Source organism: Microbacterium sp. As-52 (assembly GCF_049949185.1).
Taxonomy (GTDB): Bacteria; Actinomycetota; Actinomycetes; order Actinomycetales; family Microbacteriaceae; genus Microbacterium; species Microbacterium maritypicum_A.
The window spans coordinates 357,775-372,159 of record NZ_CP188171.1 but is presented as its reverse complement, the minus strand read 5'-3'; the positions used below and the strand labels follow the sequence as shown (position 1 = coordinate 372,159).

General features: G+C 66.6%; 13 protein-coding genes. All 13 read left to right on the top strand.

Translation table 11 applies throughout. The features are described from left to right. Window positions 1–86 precede the first annotated feature (86 nt). The 13 genes from ftsZ to hisD all read left to right on the top strand — a co-directional run bounded on the left by ftsZ (window position 87) and on the right by hisD (window position 14,384). Complete coding sequence (gene ftsZ / locus ACLFA2_RS01815; RefSeq protein WP_167253883.1) at window positions 87–1,229, top strand: cell division protein FtsZ; 1,143 nt, start codon at window positions 87–89, stop codon at window positions 1,227–1,229. After that, complete coding sequence (locus ACLFA2_RS01810; RefSeq protein ID WP_021199341.1) at window positions 1,226–1,933, top strand: YggS family pyridoxal phosphate-dependent enzyme; 708 nt, start codon at window positions 1,226–1,228, stop codon at window positions 1,931–1,933. The genes ftsZ and ACLFA2_RS01810 overlap by 4 nt, the downstream gene beginning before the upstream one ends. 43 nt (window positions 1,934–1,976) lie before the next feature. Beyond that, on the top strand, window positions 1,977–2,456 hold the full coding sequence (locus tag ACLFA2_RS01805; protein WP_021199342.1) for a cell division protein SepF: 480 nt from the start codon (window positions 1,977–1,979) through the stop codon (window positions 2,454–2,456). Window positions 2,457–2,459: 3 nt separating this feature from the next. Then, window positions 2,460–2,759 (top strand): YggT family protein, encoded by a 300-nt coding sequence (locus ACLFA2_RS01800; RefSeq protein ID WP_029258344.1) that lies wholly within the window; start codon window positions 2,460–2,462, stop codon window positions 2,757–2,759. Window positions 2,760–2,940: 181 nt separating this feature from the next. Continuing rightward, window positions 2,941–3,528 (top strand): DivIVA domain-containing protein, encoded by a 588-nt coding sequence (locus ACLFA2_RS01795; RefSeq protein WP_021201570.1) that lies wholly within the window; start codon window positions 2,941–2,943, stop codon window positions 3,526–3,528. A 9-nt stretch (window positions 3,529–3,537) separates the two neighbouring features. Then, window positions 3,538–4,218 carry a signal peptidase II gene (lspA, locus tag ACLFA2_RS01790; protein ID WP_046399048.1) on the top strand — a complete coding sequence of 227 codons (681 nt, stop codon included), beginning with the start codon at window positions 3,538–3,540 and terminating at the stop codon, window positions 4,216–4,218. A gap of 2 nt (window positions 4,219–4,220) precedes the next feature. Next, complete coding sequence (locus ACLFA2_RS01785; RefSeq protein ID WP_315072087.1) at window positions 4,221–5,141, top strand: RluA family pseudouridine synthase; 921 nt, start codon at window positions 4,221–4,223, stop codon at window positions 5,139–5,141. A 48-nt stretch (window positions 5,142–5,189) separates the two neighbouring features. Further along, window positions 5,190–5,789 carry a GNAT family N-acetyltransferase gene (locus tag ACLFA2_RS01780; protein ID WP_426621930.1) on the top strand — a complete coding sequence of 200 codons (600 nt, stop codon included), beginning with the start codon at window positions 5,190–5,192 and terminating at the stop codon, window positions 5,787–5,789. Window positions 5,790–5,820: 31 nt separating this feature from the next. After that, window positions 5,821–6,411: an RNA polymerase sigma factor gene (locus ACLFA2_RS01775; RefSeq protein WP_426621929.1), complete on the top strand. Its 591-nt coding sequence runs from the start codon at window positions 5,821–5,823 to the stop codon at window positions 6,409–6,411. After that, window positions 6,404–7,534: a hypothetical protein gene (locus ACLFA2_RS01770; RefSeq protein ID WP_152525988.1), complete on the top strand. Its 1,131-nt coding sequence runs from the start codon at window positions 6,404–6,406 to the stop codon at window positions 7,532–7,534. Before ACLFA2_RS01775 ends, ACLFA2_RS01770 begins: the two co-directional genes overlap by 8 nt. A gap of 703 nt (window positions 7,535–8,237) precedes the next feature. Continuing rightward, window positions 8,238–11,756: a DNA polymerase III subunit alpha gene (gene dnaE, locus ACLFA2_RS01765; protein ID WP_426621928.1), complete on the top strand. Its 3,519-nt coding sequence runs from the start codon at window positions 8,238–8,240 to the stop codon at window positions 11,754–11,756. A gap of 71 nt (window positions 11,757–11,827) precedes the next feature. Continuing rightward, on the top strand, window positions 11,828–13,078 hold the full coding sequence (locus ACLFA2_RS01760; RefSeq protein ID WP_021201561.1) for a hypothetical protein: 1,251 nt from the start codon (window positions 11,828–11,830) through the stop codon (window positions 13,076–13,078). A gap of 1 nt (window position 13,079) precedes the next feature. Further along, entirely contained in the window at window positions 13,080–14,384 is a 1,305-nt protein-coding gene (gene hisD, locus ACLFA2_RS01755) for a histidinol dehydrogenase (RefSeq protein ID WP_021201560.1), read from the top strand. The last annotated feature ends 1 nt before the right edge of the window (window position 14,385 follow it).

Genomic DNA, 14,385 nt, shown 5'->3' with positions numbered 1-14,385 from the left:
AGAACGCAATACCGGGAAATACTTTACACCTCTACTTGAGGTTTAAGGTTCACCCACTTCCAGGCTCGAATAATCGGAGGCCGGCCATGAGCCAGAACCAGAACTACCTCGCCGTGATCAAGGTCGTCGGCGTCGGCGGTGGCGGCGTCAACGCCGTGAACCGCATGATCGATCTCGGCCTCCGCGGAGTCGAGTTCATCGCCGTGAACACCGACGCGCAGGCGCTGCTCATGAGCGACGCCGACGTCAAGCTCGACGTGGGTCGCGAACTCACCCGCGGTCTCGGTGCCGGTGCCGACCCCGAGGTGGGCCGACGCGCCGCAGAGGATCATGCCGAGGAGATCGAGCAGGCTCTGACCGGTGCGGACATGGTCTTCGTGACGGCCGGCGAGGGCGGTGGCACCGGAACCGGTGGCGCGCCCGTCGTGGCACGCATCGCGAAGTCCATCGGCGCCCTCACCATCGGTGTCGTGACGAAGCCGTTCTCGTTCGAGGGTCGCCGCCGCCAGAGCCAGGCCGAAGCCGGTGTCTCCAAGCTCAAGGAAGAGGTCGACACCCTCATCGTGGTGCCGAATGACCGCCTCCTCGAGATCAGCGACCGCGGCATCTCGATGATCGAGGCCTTCGCCACGGCCGACCAGGTGCTCCTCGCCGGTGTGCAGGGGATCACCGACCTGATCACGACTCCGGGTCTCATCAACCTCGACTTCGCCGACGTGAAGTCGGTCATGCAGGGTGCGGGATCCGCGCTCATGGGCATCGGCTCCGCTCGCGGGGCCGACCGTGCCATCAAAGCTGCGGAGCTGGCCGTGGAGTCTCCGCTCCTGGAAGCGAGCATCGAAGGTGCGCACGGCGTGCTGCTCTCGATCCAGGGCGGCTCGAACCTCGGGATCTTCGAGATCCACGATGCGGCCGACCTCGTCAAGGAAGCCGCCCACCCCGAAGCCAACATCATCTTCGGTACGGTCATCGACGACACGCTCGGCGATGAGGTGCGGGTGACGGTGATCGCGGCCGGCTTCGACGGCGGCGAGCCCTCCCTCCGGCTGGACCCGATGGTCGTTTCGCGGCCGTCCACGACGTCGCTTCCCGAGGTCGCGCTCACGGACGAGCCCGAGAGCAAGAGCGAGACGGTTCAGCCTGAGCCCGTGCAGCAGCGCGTGCCGGCCACCAGCATCGAGCCGGCATTCGCCGATGACGACATCGACATCCCCGAATTCCTGAAGTGACGTCCTCGGTCGACGCGGCCGAGCCTTCCGGCCTGGCTGCGCGGCTGTCGGCGATCGACGAGAAGATCGCCGCCGCCGCGCAGGCGGCCGGACGGAGCTCCGAGGAGATCACCCGGATCGTGGTGACGAAGTTCCACCCGGCGTCGCTGGTCCGTGCCCTGCACGGGCTGGGCGTGAAGGACGTCGGCGAGAACCGCCAGCAGGAGTTGTCGGCCAAGGAAGCAGAAGTCGCAGCACCAGATCTGCGCTGGCACTTCATCGGCCAGGGGCAGACGAACAAGGCGGCGGCGATCCGCCGGAGTGCGGACGTCGTGCACTCGGTCGATCGAGACCGGTTCGCGGATGCTCTGCACCGCGCTGCGGACGATGATGGTCGGCTCGACGTTCTCGTCCAGGTCAATCTCACCGACGACCCCGGTCGTGGGGGAGTCGTGCCGGCTCAGGCGGTCGCCCTCGCGGAGCATGTCCTGGCCCTGCCGTCGTTGCGGCTGCGCGGCGTCATGGCCGTGGCGCCCCTCGATGAGGAACCCGCTTCCGCTTTCGCTCGTCTGCACGACATCGCCGACAGCGTGCGTGCGATCGACTCAACCGCGTCGTGGATCTCAGCCGGGATGACCGGAGACTTCGCCGAGGCGATCGCCGCCGGCGCGACACACCTGCGGATCGGTTCCGCAATCACCGGCCCCCGGCCCGACCGGGGTTAACCTGTGAAAAGACCAGCCCGACACGTTCGAACCGGAGGACACGATGGGTAACCCACTGAAGAAGACCATGGTGTATCTCGGCCTCGCCGATGAAGAAGAGGTCTACGAGGAAGAGACGCAGGCGCCCGCCCGCGCTCACCGCGAGCGTGACCGCGACCGTGACCGCGAGGAGCCGGCACCGGCCCCCGTCACGCCGTTGCGCCGCCCCGTCGCCGTCCGCCAGCCGTCTGCAGGAGCCGTGAACGAGATTCTCACCGTCCACCCGAAGCAGTACCGCGACGCCCAGCTGATCGCGGAGAGCTTCCGCGAGGGCGTCCCGGTCATCATCAACCTCTCGCAGATGAGCGATGCCGACGCGCGCCGCCTCATCGACTTCGCGAGTGGGCTCTCCCTCGGCCTCTACGGCCGGATCGAGCGCGTGACCTCGAAGGTGTTCCTGCTGTCGCCGGAGAACATCGCCGTATCGGGTCACGGGGGCATCGCACACGCAGACGCCGAGTCTGCGGGCTTCGACCAGTCGTAGCCCGTGCAGCTGGTCTCCGTCCTCGCGAGCATCGTCCATCTGGTGCTCCTGCTGTACGTCTTCGTGCTGTTCGCGCGCCTGATCCTGGACTACATTCCGATGTTCAATCGCGAATGGCGTCCGAAGGGATTCGGGCTCGTGCTCGCCGAGGCCGTCTACACCCTCACCGATCCGCCCATCCGGTTCTTCCGGCGGATCATCCCGCCACTGCGGATCGGCTCGCTCTCGCTCGACTTCGGCTTCGCGCTGACTCTGCTGATCGTCCTGATTCTGATGAACGTCGTCGGGCTGTTCATCCGCTGAAATCCCGGCGTGTCCCCTGATCCGGTGGCTGCGACTTCTCCCACTCTGGGTGTCGTGACATCGCGGCGCCAATGCTCGGGGGCTATGCTGGCACCCAGGTGCGCGCCCCGGGTTCGCGCCACATCACGACCACGCCATACATCGATACTGGCAATCGAACTCATCGAAAGAGGAGCCACCCATGGCACTTACCCCGGATGACGTCGTCACCAAGCAGTTCCAGCACGTCCGCTTCAAGGACGGCTTCGACCCGGACGAGGTGGACGACTTCCTCGACGAGATCGTCATCGAGTGGCGCAAGGCTCTCGAGGAGAACGTGGAGCTGAAGGCCAAGCTGGCCGCGTACGAGTCCGGTGCTGCTCCTGAAGCCGCCGCGCCCGCCGCTGTCGAGGCTCCCGCCCCCGTGGCCGAGGTCCCGGCGGAGCCCGCTCCGACCGGTTCCGCGACCGCGACCGCTGGCATCATCGAACTCGCACAGCGTCTGCACGACGAGCATGTCGCCGAGGGCGAGGCGAAGCGGAACGCGCTCATCGCGGAGGCCGAGACCGAGGTCGCCCGCATCCGCACCGAGGCCGAGGCCAAGCAGCGCGAGGAGTCCGCACGACTCGAGCGCGAGCGCAACACTCTCGAGGCTCGTATCACCGAACTCCGCAACTTCGAGCGCGACTACCGCTCGCAGCTGCGCGGCTACATCGAGGGTCAGCTCCGCGAGCTCGACGAGAAGTCGACCTCCACGGACTCGACACCCGTTTCCGCGATCGGTCTGTAAGGCGCCCTCTTGTCAGGACGCCGTCCCCTTCGTCGGTCGGCGGCCGGTGCGGTCGTTGCGATTCTCGCAGCGCTCGTACTGGCCGCCGATCAGTTTGTGAAGTACCTCACGATCGAGAACCTCCCCTACCAGGAGCCGGTTCCGGTCCTGGGGGAGTTCCTTCAGCTGTACTACGTTCGCAACCCCGGGGCGGCGTTCTCCCTGGGATCCGAGGTCACCTGGATCTTCACGATCGCCCTCGCGGTCGTGGCGTGCGTGATCGTCTGGAAGGCGTTCGGGCTCAAGTCCCGCCTGTGGGCGGTCGTGCTCGGCTGTCTCCTCGGCGGAGTCCTCGGCAACCTCAGTGATCGTCTGTTTCGTGAGCCCGGTTTTCCGGTGGGGCACGTCGTCGACATGATCTCGATGCCGTGGATGATGCCGGCGATCTTCAACGTCGCCGACATCTTCATCGTGACCGGGATGATCTCGGTCGCGTTGCTCGTGGTCTTCGGCCTGCGCTTCGACGGTACGCGCGAACGCGATCACGAGATCGTCGAGACCGAGGAAGAAGCCGAAGCCGCCGCGACGGCGGCTGTCCTGGCGACCGACACGGATGACGACATGCTCGACGCCGATGCTCCCGTGCCGGTGCGTTCGACCGATGACGATTCTCCCTCGGAGGATGCGGCTCCCGCATCGGAAGGACGTTGACCGTGGAATCGCGGTCCCTGCCGGTTCCGGACGGTTTGGACGGTACCCGCGTCGACGCAGCCTTGGCGAAGCTGATGGGGTTCTCCCGCACCTTCGCTGCTGACGTCGCCGCCGCAGGGGGAGTGCGACTCGACGGCGTGACACTCGACAAGTCCGACCGTCTGCGCGCGGGCGGCTGGCTCGATGTCGAATGGCAGCCGAAAGAGGCGCCGAAGATCGTTCCCCTCGCCGTGCCGGAGCTCGGCATCGTCTACGACGACGATGACATCATCGTGGTGGACAAGCCGACGGGGGTCGCCGCCCATCCGTCGGTCGGCTGGGAGGGCCCGACGGTCGTCGGCGCTCTCGCCGCTGCAGGCTTCCGCGTGGCGACCAGCGGCGCTCCGGAACGTCAGGGCGTCGTGCACCGACTCGACGTCGGCACCAGCGGCCTGATGGTCGTGGCGAAGTCCGAGCACGCCTACACGGTCCTGAAGCAGGCCTTCAAGGACCGTACCGTCGAGAAGATCTATCACGCCGTCGTCCAAGGTCACCCCGATCCGCTTGCCGGGACCATCGATGCGCCGATCGGGCGTCACCCCAACCACTCCTGGAAGTTCGCCGTCGTGCCCGACGGGAAGCCGTCTGTCACGCACTATGAGACGCTCGAGGCGTTTCCTGGCGCGTCGCTGCTCGAGATCCACCTCGAGACGGGCCGCACGCATCAGATCCGTGTGCACATGGCTGCGCACCGCCACCCCTGTGTCGGCGACCCGCTCTACGGAGCAGACCCGACGATGTCCGCGCGGCTGGGGCTCACCCGCCAGTGGCTGCACGCGCATCAGCTCGCCTTCGCGCATCCGACGACGGGGGACTGGGTGCAGTTCGAGTCCCCGTATCCCGAGGACTTCCGGCACGCACTGGACGTGCTGCGCGGAGAGTAGTCCGCGCCACGCCACGACGATGTCGGTGATGTGCGCGACACTGGGCCCATGACCATCGATGTTCGCCCCGCGACGGAGTTCGACGACGTCTCGATACTCGTCGGGCCGAGGAAACCGACGTCGAACGTCTGCTTCTGCCTGAGTTACCGCATCGGCAGCAAAGAGAACGTGGCGCTGAAAGGGCAGGAGCGTTCCGATCGGGTCCGGGAACTGTGCCACCAGGATCCACCTCCTGGCGTGATCGCGTACCTCGATGACGAACCGGTGGGATGGGCGGCGCTGCATCCGCGTCGCGGCACCAGTTTCGCGCGGAATCGGCTGATCCCACACGTCGACGATCTCGACGTGTGGTCGTTGTGGTGCTTCCGCGTGCGCCCCGGCTACCGGAAGCAGGGCATCTCCCATGCGCTGATCGAGGGAGCAGTGGCCTACGCGATGGAGCGCGGCGCGCCCGCCATCGAGGGGTATCCGGTCGACAACGGCGGCGAGAAGGTCAATCTCACCATGGCGTACGTCGGCACGCGGTCGTTATTCGAGAGCGCGGGGTTCGTGAAGGCGGCAGACACCGGTTCTGTCCTGGATGGATTCCCTCGGGTGCTGATGCGGCTCGATCTGGGTGCATCGCAGAAGTCGTCAAAGAAAGCGTGAACCGCTCGACGGCGCACGGCCAATACATAGCGTGACCACAGACAGCGAGATCATCCAGCGATCTCTCCAGCAGCCGGCGGCGTTCGCCGAGCTCTTCGACAGACATGCGCGCGCGGTCAACGCGTTCGCGACGTATCGCCTCGGCCGGCATGCTGCCGAGGACGTCCTGAGCGAGACATTCCTCGTCGCCTTCCGCCGACGCGCCGATTTCGACACGGACATCGAATCGGCGGTGCCCTGGCTTCTCGGGATCGCCTCGCGCCTGATCCGTCGCCATCGCGCGCTGGAGGCGAAGCAGTGGAAGTCGTTCGCGGCATCCATCTCCCGGCAAGAGCACTCGACGCTCGGAGATCTGGACGATGCGATGTCCCGCCTCGATGCCGAGCGCGAGGTCGAGACGCTGAAGACGCGCATCGCGGCGCTCGCGCCGAGAGATCGCGAGGCACTCCTGCTCTATGCCTGGCAGGGGATGAGCTACGACGAGGTCGCGGCGGCACTCGGCGTTCCCGTCGGTACCGTGCGATCGCGGCTGAATCGCGTCCGCACACGGTTGGACTCCACCCGGAGGATCCAGGCATTCGAGCAGCAGCAGAAGAAGGGAGAGACCCTTGGACGTGTTTGAGAAGGTTCAGCAGACCAGGCCCGAGATCGAGGGGGCGGATGACAATCTCACTGCGGCGCGTGCCCTCCTTCTGATGGAGATCCAGAATGAACGCTCTCCTGCGCGTTCACGGGCGGCGCGGCGGCCATGGTTGATCGCCGCGGGCGCCGTCGGCGCGGCAGCTGCCGTCACCGCCGGAGTGCTCGTGGTGAGCAACATCACGGCCCCGACGCCCGTGCCGACTGTTGAGGCGGTGCCGACCCGCGTGCCGGGGCCGGTGCTCGTGCCTACTCCGATGCCGTCACCCGCGGTCTCACCGATGACGGGCCCGGAGGCGCTCCTGGGGGCAGCGAACGCGACAGCGGGCTTCACGCCACCGGTGCTCGCGCCCGGCCAGTATCTGCGGCGGGCGTGGACGTCGCAGACCCTGGGCGTGTTCGACGCCGACCTCGGCGACGCAGGGCAGCCCGGCTACGGTGCATCGCGCGCGGAAGCATCGAGTGGATGGGTCATCAGCCGCAGCGGTGCCGACTACGCGCCGGCGAACCTTCGCTCGCAGTGGTATCAGGAGTGGGGAGCTCCCGTCGCAGGTGGGGTCTACGGCGACCAGGTGCAAGGTCTTGCACAGCAGGATGAGGCGTTGCAGTCCTACGGGCCAGCGGTCGGCCTGTTCCCGTCAGATGCGCCACGGCTCCCCGAGGGCGGTGCCGAGGATGTGCTCTGGTTCTTTGAATCGTTGCCGCGTGACCCGGCCACGATGATCGCGTGGATTCACGAGTACTTGGGCGCCGACGAGCAGGGATGGGCCGATGGGAAGGTCGGGTGGCTCATCATCGGACTGCTGTCGCACAACGTCGGCGACCCGGAGATGCGTGCTGCGATGTATCGGGCGCTCAGTCTGCTCCCGGGCTCGACGGTGGGAGCCGAACAGAACGGACGACGCACGGTCACCTTCGACTCGCATCTCGGCTCCTCTGAGAGCACGGAGACATCGCTTCGGCGGTTCACGTTGACGATCGACATGGCGACGGGAATCGTGGTGGAGACCACGGACACCACGTCTGTAGGCGAGGGGGTGATCCCGGGCGACGTCCCCGACTCCCGGATGACCTTCGAGATGAGCGTGGTCGATACTCTGCCGTGACCACTTTCGAAGAGCGCTGCTTCTCACCGGTATCGATGCAGACACGAGCGTGGAGCGGAGGCGGACAACCCGTCGCCCGATGTTCGTGATCGCCGGGCGCCATGGCCGGAGTGGGCGCGGCGACCGCGGGTTTCGTGCTGATCAGCCAGATGGACGCGCCGAGCCCGCAGGTCGAGGCAGTGCCGCAGGAAACCGCGCTTCCGACGCCGCGATAGACACCGGCCCCGAGGCCCAGCACGACGTCGGGGACGACGGTCACAGAGCCGTTCCCGGGTACGACCCCGCAGTCGGGGCAGCGGCGAATCCGGGTCCGGACTCCGTGGCAGCAACGTCGCGCCTGCAGATCTCCGGCACTCCGTTCAGCACGCGCTTGACCTCGCCGGTGTCCCTGCATCGACGGCGAACGGCGTCGAGACCTACCGAATCAGGTACGAGAACGACCTACCGAATCAGGTACGGGAACACAGATCGCCGCACCGACACGGTCTCGATCGATGCCGAGGCGGGGTGGGCCACCGAGTGCACGCTGCGTTCGGATCGCGTCGATGCCGGTCCGGGGGATGTGGTCCCTCAGACCGTGCCCGACATACGCATGACGTACTCCGTGTCGATCGTCGACTCTGCCCCGTAGCGGTTTCGGATAGTGCCCTCCGGGCCCCGACACCGGCCTCCGGTGTCGGGGCCCCGCCGTAGAATCGGAGGCATGGCATCCGACTCCTTCGTCCACCTGCACGTGCACAGCGAGTACTCGATGCTCGACGGAGCGGCGAAGATCAACGCGATGACCCAGGCGGCCGCCGACTACAAGATGCCGGCCATCGCGGTGACCGATCACGGCAACACTTTCGCGGCTTTCGAGTTCTACAAGGCGGCCAATGCCGCGGGTGTCAAGCCGATCATCGGGCTCGAGGCCTATGTCACTCCCGGCACGCACCGCAGTGACAAGACGCGCGTGCAGTGGGGCTCGCCCGATCAGAAGAGCGACGACGTCTCGGGTTCCGGTGCGTACACCCACATGACCATGTGGAGTCAGAGCACCGAGGGCATGCACAACCTGTTCCGGCTCAGCTCCCGGTCGAGCATGGAGGGCTACTACTTCAAGCCGCGCATGGACCGCGAGCTGCTGCAGACCTATTCCAAAGGACTGATCGCGACCACCGGATGCCCGTCAGGCGAGATCCAGACGCGCCTGCGTCTCGGACAGTACGACGCTGCGCGCGCGGCCGCAGCCGAGTTCCAGGACCTGTTCGGCAAGGAGAACTACTTCGCCGAGATCATGGACCACGGTCTGTCGATCGAGCGGCGCGTGATGACCGATCTCCTCCGTCTCTCGAAGGACCTGAACATCCCGCTGGTCGCCACCAACGACTCGCACTACACGCATCAGCACGAGGCCGACGCGCACGAGGCGCTCCTGTGCGTGCAGTCGGGATCGACGATGGACGACCCGAACCGGTTCAAGTTCGACGGCGACGGGTACTACATCAAGACCGCGGCCGAGATGCGCCAACTGTTCCGCGACCACCCCGAAGCCTGTGACAACACCCTGCTGATCGCCGAGCGCTGCGAGGTCGAGTTCAACACCTCGGCCAACTACATGCCGCGCTTCCCTGTGCCCGACGGCGAGACCGAGGACAGCTGGCTCATCAAGGAGGTGGAGGCCGGCCTGCACTACCGATATCCCGGCGGCATCCCCGACAAGGTGCGCAAGCAGGCCGAGTACGAGACCGGCATCATCCTGCAGATGGGCTTCCCGGGATACTTCCTCGTCGTCGCCGACTTCATCAACTGGGCCAAGGACAACGGCATCCGCGTGGGCCCTGGCCGTGGCTCGGGTGCCGGCTCGATGGTCGCGTACGCGATGAAGATCACCGACCTCGACCCGCTCGAGCACGGACTCATCTTCGAGCGCTTCCTCAACCCCGACCGTGTCTCCATGCCCGACTTCGACGTCGACTTCGATGACCGGCGCCGCGGCGAGGTCATCGACTACGTCACGGAGAAGTACGGATCCGAGCGCGTCGCGCAGATCGTCACGTACGGAACGATCAAGTCCAAGCAGGCGCTGAAGGACGCCGGTCGAGTGCTCGGCTTCCCGTTCAGCATGGGGGAGCGCCTCACCAAGGCGATGCCGCCGCCCGTGATGGGCAAGGACATGCCCCTTGACGGCATGTTCGACTCTGCTCACCCGAGGTTCAAGGAGGCGAGCGAGTTCAGGACCCTGATCGAGACGGATCCCGAGGCGAAGACGGTCTTCGACCGCGCGCTGGGTCTCGAAGGGCTGAAGCGCCAGTGGGGCGTGCACGCCGCCGGCGTGATCATGTCGTCCGATCCGCTCCTCGACATCATTCCGATCATGCGCCGCGAGCAGGACGGGCAGATCGTCACGCAGTTCGACTACCCGTCGTGCGAGTCCCTCGGTCTGATCAAGATGGACTTCCTGGGGCTCCGGAACCTCACGATCATCTCGGATGCGCTCGACAACATCCGCACGAACCGTGGCGAAGAGCTCGACCTCGAACATCTCGGTCTCGACGACCCCGGCGTGTACCAGCTGCTCGCGCGCGGCGACACCCTGGGCGTCTTCCAGCTCGACAGCCCGCCACTGCGTTCGCTCATGCGTCTGATGAAGCCCGACAACTTCGGTGACATCTCGGCCCTCATCGCCCTGTATCGGCCGGGTCCCATGGGAGCCAACTCGCACACGAACTATGCGCTGCGCAAGAACGGGGTGCAGGAGATCACGCCGATCCACCCCGAGCTGGAGGCGCCGCTCGCCGAGATCCTGGAGGAGTCCTACGGGCTCATCATCTACCAGGAGCAGGTCATGGCCATCGCCCAGGCGGTCGCGGGGTTCAGCCTCGGACAGGCAGACATCCTGCGTCGAGCGATGGGCAAGAAGAAGAAGTCCGAGCTCGACAAGCAGTACGAAGGCTTCGCGGGCGGTATGACCGAGCGCGGATTCGGCGAGGCGGCCATCAAGGCGCTGTGGGACATCCTGCTGCCCTTCTCGGACTACGCCTTCAACAAAGCCCACTCCGCCGCATACGGTCTCGTCTCGTATTGGACCGCATACCTCAAGGCGCACTACCCCGCCGAGTACATGGCGGCGCTGCTCACCAGCGTCGGCGACTCCAAGGACAAGATGGCGCTCTACCTGAACGAGTGCCGCCGCATGGGCATCAAGGTCCTTCCGCCCGATGTCTCCGACTCGATCAACTTCTTCGCGGCCGTCGGCGACGACATCCGCTTCGGCCTCGGCGCCGTCCGCAACGTCGGCAGCAACGTCGTCGAGGGGATCGTGCAGGCCCGCAAGGACGAGCGCTTCACCTCGTTCCACCATTTCCTCGAGAAGGTTCCGCTGCACGTCTCGAACAAGCGCACGGTCGAGTCGCTGATCAAGGCCGGCGCCTTCGACTCGATGGGCGACTCCCGTCGAGCGCTCATGGAGGTGCATGAAGACGCGGTGGAGGCCGCCGTCGATCGCAAGCGCAACGAGGCACAGGGCGCCATCGGGTTCGACTTCGACAGCCTCTACGACGGCATGGACGAGGTCGCTCCCGCCAAGGTCCCCGCCCGCCCCGAGTGGATCAAGAAGGACAAGCTCGCTTTCGAACGCGAGATGCTCGGTCTCTACGTGTCCGACCACCCCTTGGCCGGGCTCGAGGTGCCTCTCGCGAAGCATGCATCGATCTCGATCCACGACCTCAATAACTCCGAAGACCTGCAGGACGGTGACCAGGTGACGGTGGCCGGGCTCGTCACCAGCGTGCAGCACCGCGTCGCCAAGGCGAGCGGAAATCCCTACGGCATGATCACCGTCGAGGATTTCAACGGTGAGGTCACCGTGATGTTCATGGGAAAGACCTACACCGAGTTCCAGCACACGCTGCAGCAGGATGCGATTCTCGCAGTCCGCGGGCGCGTGTCCCGGCGCGATGACGGACTCAACCTGCACGCGCAGTCGGCGTTCGCCCCGGATGTGGGGTCCTTCGACGCGGCGGGTCCCTTGGCCCTCGTCCTCGCCGAGCAGCGCGCGACCGAGCGGGTGATGATGGAGCTCGCAGAGGTGCTGCGACGGCACAACGGCGACACCGAAGTGCTGCTTCGGGTGCATCGCGGGGGCACCGCGAAGGTGTTCGAGGTGCCCATGCCGGTCAAGGTGTCCGCAGACCTGTTCGGTGACCTCAAGTCACTGCTCGGACCCACCTGTCTGGGGTGAGCGGGTAGGATCGTGAGCCGTCGGCAGCACGACGAATCCACCCGTCGAGCCCTGTGACGAAAGGACCACGCATGAGCACGGATCTCCCCGAATCGGACACCGAGGACATCGTCTTCGGCGACGATGACGGCGTCCTCTACGACGAAGAGGTCACGCCGGAGTTCGGTATCCTCGGCTTCACACTGCGTGAGTTGCTGATCGTGGGCGTCTGGTTGCTGTCCTTCGTCTTCTCCTTCTTCCCGCTGATCGGCGACCTCTCGCTGTGGGGCGTCGGCATCCAATGGATACTCCCGATCGCGCTCCCGACTGTCGCCGTCTTCCTTCTCGTGCTGCGCCGCTTCTCGCCCGACGGCATCCGCAGGGTCGGTTCGCTGGGCATCGATCAGTTCGCCTCGGTCGCGTTCTCCGTGTCAGCGGTGGTCTGGGCCGGCAGCCTGTGGCTCGCGATCTCTGCACTCGTCTCCGGAGGCACGTGGAGCCTTCCGTGGAACGGGGTGGCCCTGGTGATCACCTCTCTGGCCCTCGTCGTCCTCACCGTGTTCGCTCCGATCATCCCGGGGCTGAAGGAAGACTTCCACGGTCGCCTGGTGACTCTCGCGCACCGCAACGCGAATCCGGTGCGTCCGGTCATCGCGCGGCCGCGTCCTGAGCCTGCGCCGGCAGCGGAAGAACCGTCCGGCGAGTCGGCCGAGGCATCGCCTGCGGGGTCCGACTCGTCCGCATCCCTCGAGGGGGCAGAGGCGCAGGCCGACGGCCGGACAGATGTCATCGTCGATGGTGCGACGCCAGCGCTCGTGGTCCCGCTCGATGTCGAGCCCTCCGGGAGGCAGGCGACCGACGAGATCGCCCGATTCGACCTCGCCGAGCAGGTGCCCCTCACTGCCCACGCCTCGGGCGGCGGCATCGGTACCGAGCAGGAGTCCTCGGATGAGGAGTATGTGCCCGCCTACTCGCGTCGTTCGCGCGGTCAGGAACCCGAGATCGTCTCGGACACCGGGAGCATCGAGTCGCTTCTGGAGACGGCGGCGACGTATGAGACCGACGTCGTTGCGGAAGAGCCGGCGCCGCTGGTGTTGGAGGGCGTCTCCGACGCCGACCTCGAAGCGACCAACCCTCGCGAGGCGGCCCCCGCCGCTCAACCGTTCTGGATCCTCGCTCCCTCGGAGCGCGATGTCCACGACGAGCGTGGTGAACCGCTGTTCCGCATCGGCCCGAGCGCGTGGGCACTGGTGATCGAAGATCGTGGGGGTGCGTTCGTCGTGCGACATGACGACGGACGGATCGGCTACCTCCACGACATCTCCGACATCACGAAGGGCTGAAATGCGCACCATAGACCTGCGAGGGCGCGAGCTCTCGCCCGCAGGCATGCTCGCCGCGGTACCCCGGGCCACCCAGGCGCGTGCCGAAGCGCTCGATACCGCTGCGCGGATCGTCGAGGACGTGCGCGACCGTGGCGAGGACGCTCTTCGCGAGCAGGCCGAACGATTCGACGCCGTCACGGATCACGCCGTACGAGTGCCCGCCGAACACATCACCGCAGCGCTGGCTGAACTCGCCCCCGAGGTCAGAGGCGCGCTCGAGGAGGCGATCCGCCGAGTGCGTCTGGCCTCCGCCGCGCAGGTTCCGGCAACACAGGTCACCCGGATCGGGGACGGGGCCGTCATCACGCAGCGGTGGCAGCCGGTGCACCGCGTGGGGGTCTACATCCCCGGCGGCAAGGCCGTCTACCCGTCCAGCGTGATCATGAACGTCGTGCCCGCGCAGATCGCCGGGGTCGAGCAGATCGCGTTGGCATCGCCGCCGCAGTCGGATCAGGGCGGGCGGATTCACCCGACCATCCTCGCGGCGGCGGCTCTGCTGGGAGTGACGGAGGTATACGCGATGGGCGGTGCCGGAGCGATCGGCGCCCTGGCCTACGGTGTGCCGTCACTGGATCTCGATCCCGTCGATGTCGTCTCCGGTCCCGGCAACAACTACGTCGCGTCCGCGAAGCGCGCGGTCGCCGGTGTGGTCGGCACGGACTCGGAGGCCGGGGCGACCGAGATCCTCGTCGTCGCGGATTCCCACGCGGATCCGCGACTCATCGCCGCCGATCTCGTGAGCCAGGCTGAGCACGACGAGCAGGCGTCCGCGGTGCTGGTCACCGATGCGGCCGAGCTCGCCGAACAGGTCGCCGTCGAGGTGGAGCGCATGGCTGCGAGAACCCGCCACAGTGAGCGTGTCGCCGCCGCTCTCTCGGGACCGCAGTCCGCGATCGTCCTCGTGGATGACAGGGCCATGGCCACGGCGTTCAGCAACGCCTACGCGCCGGAGCACCTCGAGCTGCACCTCGTCGACGCCGAGGATGCCGCCGCCGACTTCACCAGTGCCGGTGCCGTGTTCGTCGGCGACCAGACGCCGGTCAGCCTCGGAGACTACATGGCGGGCAGCAACCACGTGCTGCCGACCGGGGGACAGGCGCGTTACGCCCCGGGTCTCGGGTCGTACACGTTCCTCCGTCCGCAGCAGGTCATCTCTTACGACAGGGCTGCGCTGGCTGCCGTGCGTGCCGGAGTTGTCGCCCTCGCCGACACCGAGGTGCTCCCCGCACACGGTGAAGCGATCGAGGCCCGTTTCACCGCGTAGG

Coding starts and splice junctions, on each gene's coding strand:
- ftsZ (WP_167253883.1), top strand. CDS start 87: ATGAGCCAGAACCAGAACTACCTCGCCGTGATCAAGGTCGTCGGCGTC.
- ACLFA2_RS01805 (WP_021199342.1), top strand. CDS start 1,977: ATGGGTAACCCACTGAAGAAGACCATGGTGTATCTCGGCCTCGCCGAT.
- ACLFA2_RS01795 (WP_021201570.1), top strand. CDS start 2,941: ATGGCACTTACCCCGGATGACGTCGTCACCAAGCAGTTCCAGCACGTC.
- ACLFA2_RS01780 (WP_426621930.1), top strand. CDS start 5,190: ATGACCATCGATGTTCGCCCCGCGACGGAGTTCGACGACGTCTCGATA.
- dnaE (WP_426621928.1), top strand. CDS start 8,238: ATGGCATCCGACTCCTTCGTCCACCTGCACGTGCACAGCGAGTACTCG.
- ACLFA2_RS01760 (WP_021201561.1), top strand. CDS start 11,828: ATGAGCACGGATCTCCCCGAATCGGACACCGAGGACATCGTCTTCGGC.
- hisD (WP_021201560.1), top strand. CDS start 13,080: ATGCGCACCATAGACCTGCGAGGGCGCGAGCTCTCGCCCGCAGGCATG.